The 15,524-nt window shown below is 61.5% G+C and carries 13 protein-coding genes and 1 riboswitch; of the genes, 7 read left to right on the forward strand and 6 right to left on the reverse strand.

The window, feature by feature from the left end:
- Nucleotides 1-133 precede the first annotated feature (133 nt).
- The 5 genes from ribD to fabI all read right to left on the reverse strand — a co-directional run bounded on the left by ribD (nucleotide 134) and on the right by fabI (nucleotide 5,688).
- Nucleotides 134-1,228 (reverse strand): bifunctional diaminohydroxyphosphoribosylaminopyrimidine deaminase/5-amino-6-(5-phosphoribosylamino)uracil reductase RibD, encoded by a 1,095-nt coding sequence (gene ribD / locus A7P95_RS08030; RefSeq protein ID WP_067593725.1) that lies wholly within the window; start codon nucleotides 1,226-1,228, stop codon nucleotides 134-136.
- Between the two features lie 114 nt (nucleotides 1,229-1,342).
- Nucleotides 1,343-2,374, reverse strand: coding sequence for a Holliday junction branch migration DNA helicase RuvB (ruvB, locus tag A7P95_RS08035; RefSeq protein ID WP_067593728.1), 1,032 nt, complete (start codon nucleotides 2,372-2,374; stop codon nucleotides 1,343-1,345).
- A gap of 192 nt (nucleotides 2,375-2,566) precedes the next feature.
- On the reverse strand, nucleotides 2,567-2,959 hold the full coding sequence (locus A7P95_RS08040; protein WP_067593731.1) for a GCN5 family acetyltransferase: 393 nt from the start codon (nucleotides 2,957-2,959) through the stop codon (nucleotides 2,567-2,569).
- 129 nt (nucleotides 2,960-3,088) lie between these two features.
- Nucleotides 3,089-4,732 (reverse strand): YdgA family protein, encoded by a 1,644-nt coding sequence (locus A7P95_RS08045; RefSeq protein WP_067593734.1) that lies wholly within the window; start codon nucleotides 4,730-4,732, stop codon nucleotides 3,089-3,091.
- Between the two features lie 167 nt (nucleotides 4,733-4,899).
- Nucleotides 4,900-5,688 (reverse strand): enoyl-ACP reductase FabI, encoded by a 789-nt coding sequence (fabI, locus tag A7P95_RS08050; protein ID WP_067593737.1) that lies wholly within the window; start codon nucleotides 5,686-5,688, stop codon nucleotides 4,900-4,902.
- A 490-nt stretch (nucleotides 5,689-6,178) separates the two neighbouring features.
- Here fabI and tldD point away from each other — a divergent pair, with 490 nt between their 5' ends.
- The 3 genes from tldD (at nucleotide 6,179) to thiD (ending at nucleotide 9,806) form a co-directional block, all read left to right on the forward strand.
- Nucleotides 6,179-7,642 carry a metalloprotease TldD gene (gene tldD, locus A7P95_RS08055; protein ID WP_067594309.1) on the forward strand — a complete coding sequence of 488 codons (1,464 nt, stop codon included), beginning with the start codon at nucleotides 6,179-6,181 and terminating at the stop codon, nucleotides 7,640-7,642.
- A gap of 250 nt (nucleotides 7,643-7,892) precedes the next feature.
- Nucleotides 7,893-7,986, forward strand: a riboswitch (TPP riboswitch).
- Nucleotides 7,987-8,166: 180 nt separating this feature from the next.
- Nucleotides 8,167-8,967 carry a hydroxyethylthiazole kinase gene (gene thiM, locus A7P95_RS08060; RefSeq protein WP_067593740.1) on the forward strand — a complete coding sequence of 267 codons (801 nt, stop codon included), beginning with the start codon at nucleotides 8,167-8,169 and terminating at the stop codon, nucleotides 8,965-8,967.
- 23 nt (nucleotides 8,968-8,990) lie between these two features.
- Nucleotides 8,991-9,806, forward strand: coding sequence for a bifunctional hydroxymethylpyrimidine kinase/phosphomethylpyrimidine kinase (thiD, locus tag A7P95_RS08065; protein WP_067593743.1), 816 nt, complete (start codon nucleotides 8,991-8,993; stop codon nucleotides 9,804-9,806).
- Between the two features lie 109 nt (nucleotides 9,807-9,915).
- Here thiD and A7P95_RS08070 read toward each other — a convergent pair whose 3' ends face one another.
- Nucleotides 9,916-10,419 (reverse strand): SMI1/KNR4 family protein, encoded by a 504-nt coding sequence (locus A7P95_RS08070; RefSeq protein WP_067593746.1) that lies wholly within the window; start codon nucleotides 10,417-10,419, stop codon nucleotides 9,916-9,918.
- Between the two features lie 193 nt (nucleotides 10,420-10,612).
- Here A7P95_RS08070 and A7P95_RS08075 point away from each other — a divergent pair, with 193 nt between their 5' ends.
- From A7P95_RS08075 to A7P95_RS08090, 4 genes are read left to right on the forward strand one after another with little or no spacing between them, the layout of a single operon-like run.
- On the forward strand, nucleotides 10,613-11,569 hold the full coding sequence (locus A7P95_RS08075; RefSeq protein ID WP_225748172.1) for an RDD family protein: 957 nt from the start codon (nucleotides 10,613-10,615) through the stop codon (nucleotides 11,567-11,569).
- Nucleotides 11,566-12,546, forward strand: coding sequence for a stage II sporulation protein M (locus tag A7P95_RS08080; protein WP_067593749.1), 981 nt, complete (start codon nucleotides 11,566-11,568; stop codon nucleotides 12,544-12,546). Before A7P95_RS08075 ends, A7P95_RS08080 begins: the two co-directional genes overlap by 4 nt.
- The gene (locus tag A7P95_RS08085) at nucleotides 12,543-14,096 is read left to right on the forward strand and encodes a DUF4129 domain-containing protein (RefSeq protein ID WP_067593752.1); all 1,554 of its coding nucleotides are present in this window, start codon (nucleotides 12,543-12,545) and stop codon (nucleotides 14,094-14,096) included. Before A7P95_RS08080 ends, A7P95_RS08085 begins: the two co-directional genes overlap by 4 nt.
- A complete protein-coding gene (locus tag A7P95_RS08090; RefSeq protein ID WP_067593755.1) occupies nucleotides 14,093-15,448 on the forward strand; it encodes a DUF4350 domain-containing protein in 1,356 nt (451 codons plus the stop codon). Before A7P95_RS08085 ends, A7P95_RS08090 begins: the two co-directional genes overlap by 4 nt.
- Nucleotides 15,449-15,524 lie beyond the last annotated feature (76 nt).

The raw sequence follows: 15,524 nt of genomic DNA on the forward strand, positions 1-15,524 counted from the left end.
ATTTCAGGTAGCCTCTTGCTTTAAATGTACCCACAAAAGAGTCATCAGCCATCCAGGCTACCTGAAAAATTTTCGCCATTACCGAAAACAAAATACCGGCCCAAGCAGCCGGTATTTTGTTTGCCCGCACGCTTCATCCGCGCCGCCGTTGCAGCACCCATTTGATGTCGTCGCCGAGCTGCTCCACGCTCACAGTTTGCCAGTCGGGCGCGCGGCTGAGGGCGGACGGATTTTCAGGTAGCCCGAACAGGGTGGGCGATTGCGCACCGCCGAGCAGTTTGGGCGCTTGGTAGCACACGATTTCGTCCACCCAATCCTGCGCTAGAAACGTACTGGCCAGGGTGGCGCCGGCTTCCAGCATCAGCTCGCCGATGCCGCGTGCGGCCAAGTCGGACAGCACGGCGGACAAATCAAGGCGGCCTTGGGCATCGGGGCTCAGGCGGCAGATTTCGGCTTCTCCGGCGGGAGCGGGGCGCTCGGACAGGGTGTAGATGAGCGTGGGGGCGCTGCCGTCGAGCAGGTGGCTGCCGGCACTCAGGCGCAGGCGGCTGTCGAGCAGCACGCGCAGTGGCGGGCGCAGGGTGGGGAAGCTGCGCACGGTGAGGCGCGGGTTATCGGCCAGGGCGGTGCCGATGCCGGTGAGCACGGCACAGCTTTCGGCGCGCTGGATTTGCACATCGTGCCGCGCCGCTTCGCCGGTAATCCATTGGCTTTGGCCGTTTGACAGCGCGGTTTTGCCGTCGAGGCTGGCGGCGGTTTTGAGCTTCACGAAGGGGCGGCCGCGTTCGATGCGCGAGAGGAAGCCGCGGTTGAGCTGCCGTGCTTCATGTTCCAGCAGGCCTGAGGCCACCTGAATGCCGGCGGCTTCGAGCATGGCCAGCCCTTTGCCGGCCACCAAGGGGTTCGGGTCTTGCATGGCGGCCACCACGCGGGCCACGCCGGCGCGAATAAGGGCTTCGGCGCAGGGCGGGGTGCGGCCGTGGTGGGCGCAGGGCTCGAGGGTAACGTAGGCGGTGGCGCCTTGCGCGGCGCTGCCGGCTTGGTGCAGGGCGTGCACTTCGGCATGCGGCTCGCCGGCCTTGAGGTGGAAGCCTTGCCCGACAATCTGGCTGCCGTGCGCAATGATGCAGCCCACGCGGGGGTTGGGCGAGGTGGAAAAACGGCCTTGCCAGGCGAGGGTGAGGGCTTGCTGCATCAGGGCGTGGTCGCTGGGGGAGAATTGGGGCATGGCGGGTATGGGATGGATGGGGTGGGATTTAGCCGGAGCAGATTTTTCAGGTAGCCTCTAAGTTGGGGGAAAGGCTACCTGAAAAAAGCTGGTAGGATTTCAGGTAGCCTGCTTTCAAGGCTGCAACGGCATGCCGAAGTGGCGGTAGCTGCGTTCGGTGGCGACGCGGCCGCGCGGGGTGCGTTGGAGGAAGCCTTGTTGGATGAGGTAGGGCTCGATGACGTCTTCGATGGTGTCGGTGCTCTCGCCGATGGCGGCGGCGATGTTGTCGAGCCCGACGGGGCCGCCGGCGAATTTGTGCAGCACGGCTTCGAGGAATTTGCGATCCATCATGTCGAGACCTTCGTTGTCTACGTCGAGCATGCGCAGGGCGGCGTCGGCGAGCTGGGCGTCCACTTGGCCGTTGCTTTTCACTTCGGCGTAGTCGCGCACGCGGCGCAAGAGGCGGTTGGCGATGCGGGGGGTGCCGCGGCTGCGGCGGGCGATTTCGAGGGCGCCGGTGTCGTCGAGGCTCATTTGCAGCAGGCCGGCGGAGCGGGAAACGATGGTGGCGAGGTCGGCGGCGGTGTAGAACTCGAGGCGGGAGACGATGCCAAAGCGGTCGCGCAGGGGGTTGGTGAGCATGCCGGCGCGGGTGGTGGCGCCGACGAGGGTGAAGGGGGGGAGGTCGATTTTGACGCTGCGGGCGGCGGGGCCTTCGCCGATCATGATGTCGAGCTGGTAATCTTCGAGGGCGGGGTAGAGGATTTCTTCCACTACGGGGCTGAGGCGGTGGATTTCGTCGATGAAGAGGACGTCATGCGGCTCGAGGTTGGTGAGCAGGGCGGCGAGGTCGCCGGCGCGTTCGAGCACGGGGCCGCTGGTTTGCCTCAGGTTCACGCCGAGCTCTTTGGCGATGATGTGGGCGAGGGTGGTTTTGCCCAGGCCGGGCGGACCGAAGAGGAGGGTGTGGTCGAGGGCTTCGCCGCGCTGTTTGGCGGCGGCGATGAAGATGCCGAGCTGCTCTTTGGTTTTGGCTTGGCCGATGTAGTCGGCGAGAGTTTTGGGGCGCAGGGCGCGTTCGAGCTGCTCTTCTTGGTTGGAAATCTGGCGGGCGGTGATGAGGCGCTCGGGTTCGGCGGCGGTGAGGGTGTCGGTTTGGAGCATGGCGGATGGTGTCGGCTGGATTTGGGGTGGGATGTTTGCTTGGGCTGGGAGGCTACCTGAAAAATGTTTGGTGTGGTGTGGCGGAACTGGCGGGCTTAGAAAACCTTGGTTTAACGTTGTTGAAGCTCTGTTTTCTGTTTTAGCTTCGCAGAAACTCGCTACGCTCGTTTTAACTACGTTGAAGCTTCGCTTTCAGGTAGCCTGATTGGGTTTGGTTTTGTGTTGGGCGAGGAAGGCTTCTATCGAGCCGGGGCGGCGTTGGCTGTTTTCCAGCCATTCGGGCAGCCATTCGGTGAGGCGTTCGCCGATTTTGCGGACAAAGGTGCCGGGGCTGGGTTCGTCAATATATTCTTGCTGGCGGACGAACACGAGCGGGGCTTCGCTGCCGGGCTGCTTTTGGGAAAAGGCGAGGGCGGCGAAGGCGTGGAAATAGTCGCTGCCTTGGTGTACGTCGGGTGCGCCGCGCTCGGGGTGGCACCATACGCGGTATTCGAGCACTTGGTCGTAGAAATAGCCGCCGCCGGAATGGGTGCGGGCAGGATAGGTGCCGACTTTTTCGGGATGGACGGCGCTCGGATAGGGCATGGTGTTGCTCGGTTGCTGGAAATAGAGTGGATTACAAAACCGCTACGGCATTGGCTCACCTTACCCCGATTTTTTTAATCCACTTATAGTTAGAAGGCTACCTGAAAAACGGCAGCCTTCTTGCTGGGTTTAGGGGGCGGATGCGCCTTTGGGCGGGGCGAAGGCGGCAGCGGGGTGGCTCGCTTGGGCGGGCGCGGAGGCCGGGGCGGAAGCGGCGGGGGCGCTGCTGTCGGCGGGCAGGGAGCTGTCGGGCAGCAGGTCTTGGTCGGCCTGTGATTCGATGCGTTTGCCGTTCATGCTGAGGGCTTGGTCGCGAATCACGATGTGGGTGCTGACGATTTGGTTGCCGTCGATTTTCAGGTAGCCTTGGCGGGCCATGCCGGTGAGGATGTTGTCGAGCCAGAGGCGCACGGCTTCTTGGATTTCTTTGTCGGCATTAGGCAGGGAGGGATCGACGCTGATGTAGTTTTTGGCCTGGGAGGCGGTGAGCTGCTCGATCAGTTTCTGCGGGATGGCGATGTGGAAGTCGGCATCTGTTTTGGCCATCATGCTGTTGATGTCGTTTAGGTCGGCGGCGGTGAGGCCGCTGAATTTGAGCTCGCCGCTGCTGCTGATCATGCCTTGCGGGGTGGTGAGGTCGAACTGCTTGAGGCGGATTACGGGGTCGTTGGTGAAGAGGCCGGCGGCTTCGCGGCGCAGGGTGGCGAGCAGGGCTTCGCGCATCTGGCCGTCGTCGAGGCGCTGGGTAACGAGCTGGTCGCGGCGGGTTTTGAGGGCGGCGAGGCTTTCGGCGTCGAGGTGTTCGGCGCTGACGATAATGGCGAGCGGGCCGTAGCTGTCGCTGCCGTAGTTGAGCTTGGCGAAGCCGAACTTGCCTTCGGTGTTCACCCATTGGCCGTCTTCCGCCATGCTGGTTTCGATGTGCAAATCGGTGAGGCTGATTTTGGACGGGGGCACTTGGCCATAGGGGTTGATGAAGCTGCCGATTTGCAGGTCGGACACCATATTGAGCACGTCGTTGAGGCGGATGTCGTAGCTGATGTTGTCTTTCCATTCCAGCTGCACTTGGCCGAGAGTGAGCTTGCTGCTGCCTAGGGCGAGGTTGTGCTGGCCGTCGCGGGTTTCGGTGTGCAGCTTGAGGTTTTGGTAGGCGACGCTGCCTTTGTCGGCCAGGGTGATGGTGAGGCCGGGGTTTTCCAGGTCGGTTTGGTAGGAGGTGAAGTATTTGGCGTAGTCGGTTTCGCCTTTGAGGCCCTGCCAATCGATGGCGATGCCGGAAAGTTCTTGATATTTAAAGGCGGGCACTTGCCAAGACAGATGGCCGCTGCCGTCGAGATTGATCACGTTGCGTAGGCTGGCGGGGGGCTGGCTGCCGAAGAAGCGCTGCAGGATTTCGCGGCTTTCTGGCTCGAAGTTGAATTGGGTTTCCACCACGGCGCGCACGGGCATGATGCCGTTGGCAAACAGGTTGTGGTTCACACGGCTTTCCAGCGTGATGGGCTGGTTGAGGATGGTTTTGAGGTTGTCGGGCAGTTTGTCTTGCAGCTGCGCGAGGAAGGTGGGCTTGAAGCGCACCACGGTGGTTTCGGTTGAGGAAAACCAACCGCGCTCGTAGCGGCGGGATTCAACTTGCAGGAAGGAGGTGTCGGCCAGGATTTCGTGCTGCTTGGCAAGGCTTTCTTCGGCCTTGATGCCGAGGTAGTAGGGCGCGCCGAAGACCAGCGCGGCCAGCAGCAGGATGAGGCCGGAAACCAGCCGGAGGAGTTTTTTCATGCGGCAACCAAAAACGGGGTAATCAGAAAGGCGCAAGGATAACACCAAAATGCGGCACTGTCTTGCTGCTACCTAGGCAAGAGGCTACCTGAAAACAGATTTTTACTTTCGTTAAAACTGTTTTCAGGTAGCCTCTATCCTATCGGGGCAGGGCAGCCGCGGCGGAATTAAGATGCGGTGTCGTTCAGCGCGTTGATGCTGTAGCCGCCGTCCACATAGGTGATTTCGCCGGTGATGCCGGAGGCTAGGTCGGAGAGCAGGAAGGCGGCGGTGTTGCCCACTTCTTCGATGGTCACGTTGCGGCGCAGCGGGTTGTGCGAGGCCACGTGGCTGAGCAGGCGGCTGAAATCGGCAATGCCGGCGGCGGCCAGGGTTTTGATCGGGCCGGCAGACACGCCGTTGCAGCGGATGCCTTCGGGGCCGACGCAGGCGGCGGTGAAGCGGATGGCGGCTTCCAGGCTGGCTTTGGCCATGCCCATCACGTTGTAGTTGGGGATGGCGCGCACGGCGCCGAGGTAGGAGAGGGCAACGATGGCGCTGTGGCGGCCGCGCATCATCGGGCGGGCGGCTTTGGCCAGTGCGGGCAGGCTGTAGGCGGAAACATCGTGCGAAATTTCAAATGCTTCGCGGCTGATGCTGTCTAAGAAGTCGCCGCTGAGCGCTTCTTTGGGCGAAAAGGCGATGGCGTGCACCAGGCCGTCGAGACCGTCCCATTTTTTGCCCAAATCGGCAAACACCTGCTCAATTTCGGCGTCGCTCTGCACGTCGCAGCGGAACACCAAATCAGAGCCGAATTCGGCCGCCATTTTGCGCACGCGCTCTTCGAGTTTGTCCACCACATAGGTGAATGCCAGCTCGGCGCCCTGCTCGCGGCAGGCTTTGGCGATGCCGTAGGCAATCGAACGTTCGGAAATCATGCCGGTAATCAGGATTTTTTTACCTTGCAAAAAGCCCATTTTCTGAATCCTTGAAGTAGTAATAGTTGTGCCGGCTAGCGGCGGCGCAGTGCCGCAGGAATTTTCAGGTAGCCGTGTGGAAAAGCGGCGCATTATAGCGTAAATCGCGCAAATCAAATATAGCCGCATCGGCAAGACGGGTTGGGGCGCAGGCTCGGCAAACGCAAAAAAGCCGAAACCCGCTGTTTGGGGCAGCAGGCTTCGGCTTTCGGTTTTGAGTATTGGGATGTAGAGGAAACGGTTCGCTAGGCGCACTCCTGTGGGAATTTGAGAGAAGACGGATTGCCCAGCCGAGTTTGGCTGAAGCATGTTGGTATTATACATAAACGATAATTGTTATCAATATTTATCTGGAAAATATTTTTATCGAACCATATGGAGGCCATTTATTTTTTCAATATTTAGGGCGGTTGCAGGCTAGGCGCATCGGCATGGTGCGCTCCGTTATATAATGCCGCTTTTCTTTCCACACGCTTTCCTTGTCGCACACATGAACACCATCCAGCAAACCGTTTCCAGCCAACTCCTGCATGCCAACCAGCTCGGCAGTGCCGAACTGAGCCGCGCCCTGTCCGCCATTTCCGCGCACCATGTGGACTACGCCGACATCTATTGCCAGCGCACAGCCTATGAAAGCTGGCATTTGGAGGAGGGCATGGTGAAATCCGGCAGCTTCCATATCGACCAGGGCGTGGGCGTGCGCGCGGTGTCGGGCGAGAAAACCGCGTTTGCCTATGCCGACAGCCTCAATCCGGCGGTGTTGCGGCAGGCGGCGGAAGCAGTGCGCACCATCGGCGCGGCGGGGCAGGAGCGGCAGATTAAGCTGGACGGCTCCGGCAGTTTTTCAGGTAGCCGCACGCAACCCGCGCTGTATGCTGCCGACAACCCGATTCTCGGGCTCGATTCGGCGGCCAAAGTGGCGCTGCTCAACCGCGTGGAACAGCTCGCCAAGGCGGCCGACCCGCGCATTGTGCAGGTGATGGCCGGGCTTACCTGCGAATACGATTTGGTGTATCTGGCGCGGCTCGACGGCCGCACCGCCGCCGACATCCGCCCGCTGGTGCGCCTGAGCGTGAGCGTGGTGGCCAAGCAGGGCGAACGGCGCGAGATGGGCAGCTTCGGCGGCGGCGGCCGGCACGGGCTGGACTATTTCTCCGAAGAGCGGCTGCGCGAATATGTGAACGCTGCCGTGGCGCAGGCTTTGGTCAACCTGGAATCGCGCCCCGCGCCCGCCGGCAGCATGACCGTGGTGCTCGGTAGCGGCTGGCCGGGTGTGCTGCTGCACGAAGCGGTGGGGCACGGGCTGGAGGGCGATTTCAACCGCAAGGGCACCAGCGCCTTTGCCGGTCGGCTGGGCGAGCGCGTGGCCGCCGAGGGCGTGACCGTGGTGGACCAGGGCGACATCGCCCGGCGGCGCGGTTCGCTCAATCTGGACGACGAAGGCAACGAAACCCGCCAAACCGTGCTGATTGAAGACGGCATCCTCACCGGCTACCTGCAAGACGAAACCAACGCCCGCCTGATGGGCATGGCGGTTACCGGCAACGGCCGGCGCGAAAGCTACACCGCCGTGCCCATGCCGCGCATGACCAACACCTTCATGCAAAACGGCAGCCGCGAGCCGGAAGAAATCATCGCCTCCATCGACAAAGGCCTGTATGCCGTGAACTTCGGCGGCGGGCAGGTGGACATCACCAGCGGCAAATTCGTGTTCAGCGCTTCGGAAGCCTGGTGGGTGGAAGGCGGCAAACTGCAATATCCGGTGAAGGGCGCCACCATCATCGGCAGCGGCCCGGAAGTGCTCAAACACGTGAGCATGATTGGCAACGATATGGCGCTCGACAGCGGCATCGGCGTGTGCGGCAAAGAAGGGCAGAGCGTGCCCGTGGGCGTGGGGCAGCCCACGCTGCGCATCGATGCCGGGCTGACGGTGGGCGGCAGCGAGGCCGGTTGAATGCTTTGGCCGTGCATGGCTTAAAGGCTACCTGAAAAATAAAGGGCTACCTGAAAACGGCAATGGGGGTTTTCAGGTAGCCTTTGCCTTTGGCAACACAGCGTAGCAGCGGCCGTGGGACAGGGTTTATGTTTGATTCTTCGCAGAAACTCGCTACGCTCGTTTTAACTTCGTTGAAGCTTTGCTTTCAGGTAGCCTTTCCTCCCCCCGCCGCAGTTTCAAAAAAGCCGGGCGCAGGCTATAATCCGCCCGCGATTAGTCGGGGTGCCGCCGGCGCGGCTGAGAAAATACCCGTTGTACCTGATACAGTTAATACTGGCGTAGGAAACTATCCGAGCAGCCTTAAGCTTGATGGAGGCTACCTGAAAACGATGTCTTGCGCAGCAAGGCTGAGTTTCTGCGAAGCTAAAGCGCAGCGTTCCCGCGCAGCCGAAGCCGGCACACTGTCTCGTACACACCCACACGCCCGACCCGCAGCGGGCGTTTTTCTTGCCCGCACCTGCCAAGCCGAAGGAGCAAACAACATGCAAATCAAATATCTGGATCAAGTTCGCGCCCGCAACCCGCTGGTGCACAACATCACCAACATCGTATCCGCCAACTTCTCCGCCAACGGCCTGCTCGCCATCGGCGCCTCGCCGATTATGGCCGACAGCGTGGACGAAATGGACGAACTCGCCGCCGCCAGCTCGGCTGTGGTGCTCAATATCGGCACGCTGAACGTGCACAAAGTGGAAGCCATGCTCGCCGCCGGCAAATCCGCCAACCGCGCCGGCGTGCCGGTGGTGCTCGATCCGGTGGGCGCAGGCTTCACGGCGCTGCGGCGCGACACCACGGCGCGGCTGCTGCGCGAAATCCGCTTCGCCGCCGTGCGCGGCAATGCCGGCGAAATGGCGCACATTGCCGGCGTGGCATGGCAGGCCAAAGGCGTGGACGCGGGCAGCGGCTCGGCCGATTTGCAAGAAATCGCCCAACGCATCGCGCAGCAACACGGCTGCATCGCCGCCATCAGCGGCGAAACCGACTACGTTTCCGACGGCAGCCGCACCGCCAAGCTGAATAACGGCACGCCGCTGTTTCCGAAAGTTACCGCTTCCGGCTGCCTGCTCAGCACCGTGGTGGGCGCCTTTGCCGCCGTGGCCGCGCCGGGCGATATGCTGCACGCCGTGGCCGAAGCCTGCACCGTATATGCCGTGGCCGGCGAGCTGGCGGCGCAAGGCTTGCAGGACACGCAGAGCGGCTCGTTTGCCGTGTCGCTCATCGACCATCTCGGTTCGATTAGCGCGCGGCAAGCTGCCGATCGGGCACGCGTGGAATGGATTTAACCAATTGAATGAGGAGGGTAATCATGGCAACAATCGCACAGGCGCTCACCATCGCCGGCTCCGACAGCGGCGGCGGCGCGGGCATTCAGGCCGATTTGAAAAGCTTCCAAATGCGCGGCGTGTTCGGCATGAGCGTGCTCACCGCCGTTACCGCGCAAAACACGCTGGGCGTGCAGGCCATCCACGGAGTGCCGCTGGATATTATCCGCGCGCAAATCGATTCCATCGCCGCCGACTTTCAGGTAGCCGCCTGCAAAATCGGCATGCTGGGCACAGCGGAAACCATTGAATGCGTGGCCGAAAAGCTGGCGGGCAAACCGTTTGGCCGGCTGGTGGTCGATCCCGTGATGGTGGCCAAGGGCGGCGCGCCGCTGTTGCAGCAAAACGCCGTCTCCGCGCTCAAACGCCATCTGCTGCCGCTCGCCGACGTGCTCACGCCCAACCTGCCCGAAGCCGAAGCGCTCACCAGCATCGCCATCCAAAGCGATGCCGATGCCGAACGCGCCGCCCGCCTGTTGCAGGAAGCCGGCGTGCACACCGTGGTGATCAAAGGCGGGCACAGCGACGGCTCGCAAAGCGAAATCTGCCGCGACTGGGTGTTTATGCCCGACACGCAGTTCACGCTGGAAAGCCCGCGCTTCCCCACGCCGCACACCCACGGCACCGGCTGCACCTTCTCCGCCTGCCTCACCGCCGAGCTGGCCAAAGGCGCAAGCGTGGAGGCCGCCGTGCACACCGCCAAGCAGTGCATCACCGCCGCCATCTCCCACCCGCTCAACATCGGCCACGGCCACGGCCCGGTAAACCATTGGGCGTTTCGGGCAGAGCCGGAAATTTAATTTCTGCGGCACGTGATGCGCATCAGGCTACCCGAATTTTTCAGGTAGCCTGTTTTGATTGGAGGCTACCTGAAAAATCGGCATGACGTTCATCTTCCTAACTGAATGTCTAATAACCCAATTTCTTAGCTAACACTTCGGCAAGCGTATTGCCTGCCCAAATGATTTCATCAACGGTTTCGCCAAGGTTGCCCGAATCGTTCATCACCACGGGCGGCGGATGGCCGCTTGCGGCTTGGTGCGGCCGGAAATCGTAGCAATAGAATATGCCGCCGCCGTCAAACGCAATCGGCATCAGGTTGGGCGCGTAGTGCCAAAATTGGTAGGCAAAATAAAACGACACCACTTCTGCGGGCAAAAAATAGCCGAAATCCTGCCCGTTGCCCACTATCCCGCCGCTCACCGAATACTGCCAAAGCTGCGCCAGTTCTTTGGGAATAGAAAAATGGGGAGGCAGGCAAAATGCGGTGGCATCCAGCTGCGCGGCGTAGGCTTCCAAGCAGCGCAATGCGTCGGCACGCTCGGCTTCGGGCAAGGGCGCGCGGAATGCGGCCATATCGCCGGCAGCGGCGGGATGTTGTTTGTCGTAAAACTCAAAGGATTGATACCACATGGTTTTGTCCTTTCGGTGAGGGGCTGGGCAATCTGTGTTCCATCGCTGTGATTGAGTTTCGCAGAAATTCGGCTTCGGCGCAGCTAACTATTTTGGCTTGGCTGGCATCTGCTTTTCTGCGGAAGCCTCTTTTCAGCTAGCCTAACCATTTTCAGGTAGCCTCTGTGGCGGCACATTATTCGGCGCACACTCAATGCTGCAAACTTTTCAGGTAGCCTGCATGCAGACAGGCTACCTGAAAACCGGCTACCTGAAAAATCCCCGCCACACTCTCCGCCCCTCTTCCCGCCGAAAACTTGCCAAACGCCCGCCTTTCGGGCAAAGTTCGCCCATTTTGGCGGCGGCCGCACCGCCCCGTTTGCACACACCTTTCCCTATGTCCGAAACCTTCTCCTCACGGCTGGATACCCTGCTCAAAGTAGAAACGCCGGAAGCCATTGATATTTATCTGCGTCCGGCTTCGGTGTTCGCCCGCTCGCGCGCCTGGTTTGTCGATTTCATCATCCGCATGGTTTGGATAACGGTCTCCACCATGCTGCTCACTTTCGTTTTTCAAGATGCTTTGAGTTACTCCGGCAACGATTTTGGCAAAGGCCTGTTTTTCTTCCTGCTGTTTGTAAACGGCTTCTTCACCGTGTGGCTGTATTTCGTGGTATTTGAAGTGTGGTGGCACGGGCAAACGCCGGGCAAGAAAATCTTCGGCCTGCGCGTGGTCAACGACAACGGCACGCACATCACTTGGTCGGCCTCGCTCTTGCGCAACCTGTTGCGCGTGTTCGACGCCATGCCGATGTTTTACGGCGTGGGGCTGGTTACCGGCCTGTGCAACCCCTACGGCCGCCGCCTGGGCGATATTCTGGCTTCCACCGTGGTGGTATATGTCGACAAAACCCGCGGCCAGGCGCAGCGCATGGATTTGGGCGGCGTACAGGCCGTTATCCCGCCGGTGGCGCTCACCCGCGAAGAGCAGCAGGCGATTTTGAGCTTTGTGGAGCGCCGCCGCCACCTGAGCGCGGCTCGTACTGCCGAGCTGGCGCAGATGATGGCCGGCGCCATCTTCGGCCGGCAGGAAAACGAACGCGCCGCCGAGCAGCTGATTTTGGGCTTGGGCAAATACTACGCGGGCGAACAGAGGGGGGCAGCCGAATGAGGCAGTTGTTTTTCGAAGAGCAGCATCAGGCGTTTTGGCGCGCGTTCGAGCAGGATTTGCAAAAGCTGGAAGCGCGGCGCGGCAGCCTGCCCGCCAAGCAGATTACCCTGTTTGTGCAAGACTACCGCACCGTGTGCCACCACCTTGCAGTGGCCACCGACCGCTGCTATTCCGGCGGCCTCACCGACTATCTGCAATACCTGTGCGAGCGGGCGCACCAGCTTTTGTATGTGGGGCAGCAAGTGTCGCTGTGGGTGCGCTTCCGCGATTTTGTGCGGCACGGCTTCCCGCAGCTGGTGCGGTGCGAGAAAAAACTGGTGTGGCTGGCACACGCGCTGTTTTACCTGCCGTTTGCCGTGGCCTTCCTGCTCACGGCTTTCGTGCCGGAGAGCGTGGACAAAATCGCCGGCCTGGGTCAGGGCCCGGAATTGGCCGATTCCTACAAGGAAATGATGGAGCAATACGCCGCCGGCAGCAACCGCGAGGCTTGGCAAAACTTCACCATGGCCGGCTTCTATATTTTCAACAACATCACCATCGCATTTCAAAGTTTCGTCAGCGGCATCCTGTTCGGTTTGGGTACGGTGTATGTAACCGTGAGCAACGGCTGGATCATCGGCGGGGCGATGGGCTATATGGTGAAAGACCCGGCCGGGCCGGCCTTTTTCTCCTTCGTGGGCGCGCACGGCGCGTTCGAGCTCACCGGCATTGTACTGGCGGCGGCGGGCGGCCTGCGTTTGGGTTTGGCGCTGCTCAACCCGCAGGGCTTGTCGCGCCGCGATGCGCTGCGCATCCAGGGCAAACAGGCGGTGGGCTTGATGAACGGCGGCTTTCTGTTGCTGTTTATCGCTGCGTTTATTGAGGGCTTTTGGTCGCCGATTACCAGCATTCCGATGATGTTTAAATATATGGTTTCCGTGGTGATGTGGCTGTTGGTGTATGCCTATCTGCTGTATGCGGGAAGGAGGGCGGCATGAATATTTGGGAAACCCGCCTCAATTTCCGCCCGCGCAGCGGCTGGGAAGCGCTGGATTTGGGCGCGCGCCTGTTTCAGGAGCGGCCTTGGTTGTATATGGGCGTGTGGGCAAGCTTGTCGCTGCCGGTGTATGCCTTGGTGTTGCTGCTGTGCTGGCAGCGGCCGCAGTGGGCGGGGCTGCTGATTTGGTGGCTCAAGCCGCTGTTTGAGGCGCCGGTGTTGTGGCTGATGTCGCAGCAGGTGTTTGAGCCGCTGCCGCCATACCGGCAATGCGTGCGCGCGGCTTTGGGGCAGATGTGGCGGCCGCGCCTGATTGGCGATTTAACCTGGCGGCGCTTCAGCTTCCGCCGCAGTTTGGTGCTGCCGGTAACGCTGCTGGAGCGTTTGTCGGGCCAAAACCACCAGCGCCGCTGCAACGAGCTTTCGCGCCAGAGCGGCGGCGGGGCGGTGTGGCTCACCTTTTTCGGCATCCATCTGGAGATGATTCTGAGCCTCGGCCTGCTCAGCCTGTTGTTTTGGCTGTGGGTGGGCGATCCTGCGCAAAATATCGTGGGCAACCCCTTCAGCGGGATGCGTTCCACCCAGGCGCTGACGCAAATCGGCGCATTGATTGATGCCGGGGAAGGGCGCGTGTTTGAGTATCTCACAGACGTGCTGTATATGATTTTGCTGTGTTTCTGGGGGCCTTTGTATGTGGCTTGCGGCTTCATGCTGTATCTGAACGCGCGCACCCGCGCCGAGGGCTGGGACATCCGCTTGGCCGCCCGCAAAATCCAAGACCGCCTGCTGGGGCAGAGCAGCACGCTGTGGGCGCTGCTGCTGGCTGTGTTTATCGGCTTCGGTTTTTCAGGTAGCCTGCATGCCGAACCGCTGCCCAACCAAGGCCGTATCGAGCAGGTGCGCCAAGAGACCTTGGAAAAACCGCCGTTCCGGCAGCTGAAAACCGACACCGAATACTGCTGGCGCAGCTGCAACAAACAGCAGCAGAGCCGCCACCCCAACATACCGCTGCCCGATAACATCCCCACGCCGCCCCGCCCGTGGTTTAACGCGCTGATGTATGCCCTGATCGGCATCCTGCTCGGGCTGGTATTGTGGCTGCTATACCGCTGGTATCAGGCCAACGGCGGCTTCGGCCTGAACGAAGGCGAAGAAGTGCCGGAAACCCTGTTCGGCATGAAGATTACCCCCGAAAGCCTGCCGGGCGACGTGGCCGCCGCCGTGCTGGCCGAATACGAGCGCGACCCTCGCGCCGCCATGAGCCTGTTGTACCGCGGCAGCCTCTCGCAAATCAGCCGCCGCCACGGTCTGCCCCTGCGCAGCAGCGACACCGAAGGCCAAGTGCTCAAACGCGTGCGCCAGCGCCAGCCGCAGCTCCTGGATTATTGGCAGCCGCTCACCGATTCCTGGGTCGCCCTGGCCTATGCCCACCGCCTGCCCGAGCGCGAAACCGTACACCGCCTGTGCCGCGAATACCGCCGCGTGTTTGCCGAAAGCGGCGCGCCGGAATTTTCAGGTAGCCTTTCCCGGGCAGGGGAGGGCGCGGCATGAAAAACATGAAAGCCCTGCTCATCGGCCTGTTGGCGGTATTGCTCGTTGGCGGGCTGGTTGTGGCCGCCAACCTCGACAAACGGCAAACCCAAAGCTGGCAGACGCTCGACGCGCAGCAGCAAATCCGCGAAGGCCGGCTTTTCTCGCTCAAACAGCTGCTCGAGCGCGCCGGCACCGCCCGCGTGGAAAGCAAGCGCAGCCTGTACGGCCTCAACGGCATCAACGAATACGCCGACAAGCAGCTGATGATTGTGGCCGATCACCGCCTCGACAGCAGCGAAGACGCCGAACGGCTGCTCGGCTGGGTGGGGCGCGGCAACCACCTCGTGCTGCCCCTGCCCAGCTATGCCAGCGACAACCCGGCCGGCAGCAGCAGCGGCAGCGGCGGAGCAGACGACTTCCGCGCCACCATGCTGCGCCGCCTGCAAATCCACACCGCCAAAGCCACCGAAATCGACGACAAAAACCTGCCCAACTTGCCCAATCTGCCCGCCTGCGTGAAAACCGCCGAGCGCATCCGGCAAGCACAGCAGCAAATCGGCGAAGCCGAGCCGCTACAAGTGAGCGAACGCTGCAACGCCGCCCTCAGCAGCGTGAGGCTACCTGAAAAAGCCACGCTCAACATCCTCGGCAGCAGCTATTATCAAGACAATGCCGTGTGGGTGCCGCAGCCCAACGCCGCCGTGCTGTTTCAAGGCAAAAACGCCTACGGGGTGCAAATCATCCGCGTGGCCTACGGCGACGGCAGCGTGCTGCTCACCTTCGACGAAAGCTGGCTTACCAACCCCGGCCGCCCCGACTCCTGGGACAACAGCCTCGCCCTCTACGACCACGCCTACCTCGCCGCTTATCTGGCGCAGGGAAAAGAACGCGTTATCCTGGTGGACAAACTTTATCAAGCCGGCTACGGCAGCAGCACACCCATGCTGTGGAAAATGATCAAGGCCCAGCCCGTATTGTGGGCGCTGGCCTTCGCCGCCGCACTCGTGCTCTTGTGGCGCATCATCGTGCGCGTGGGCGTGGTGCAGCAGCTGCCGCCCGCCCCCGAACGCTACCTGAAACAGCACCTGCTCGCCCAAGGCCAGTTCCTCACCCGCCACCTGAGCCGCCGCGCCATCTTGAACGATATGCAGCGCCGCCTGCTCGAAGCCCTGCAACAGCGCCACCCCGCCTGGAAGCAGATGGGCAGCCGCAAGCAGCTCGAATTCCTCAGCGCCCAAACTAAGCTGCCGCCCTCCGTGGTCGAGCCCTGGCTCAAACCGCTGCCGGACAACATCAACTTGGTGCAGTGGCTACAAATGCTCGCCTCGCATCAACGGATTATGCGCAAGATATACCGCTCGTGGTATTAGCCGGCGGCTGAAGGCTACCTGAAAAATATGCCCACCAGGTTTTCAGGTAGCCTCAAGCCAGCCGCAGGCTACCTGA

It is taken from the genome of Eikenella longinqua, from assembly GCF_001648355.1.
GTDB classification, from domain to species: domain Bacteria; phylum Pseudomonadota; class Gammaproteobacteria; order Burkholderiales; family Neisseriaceae; genus Eikenella; species Eikenella longinqua.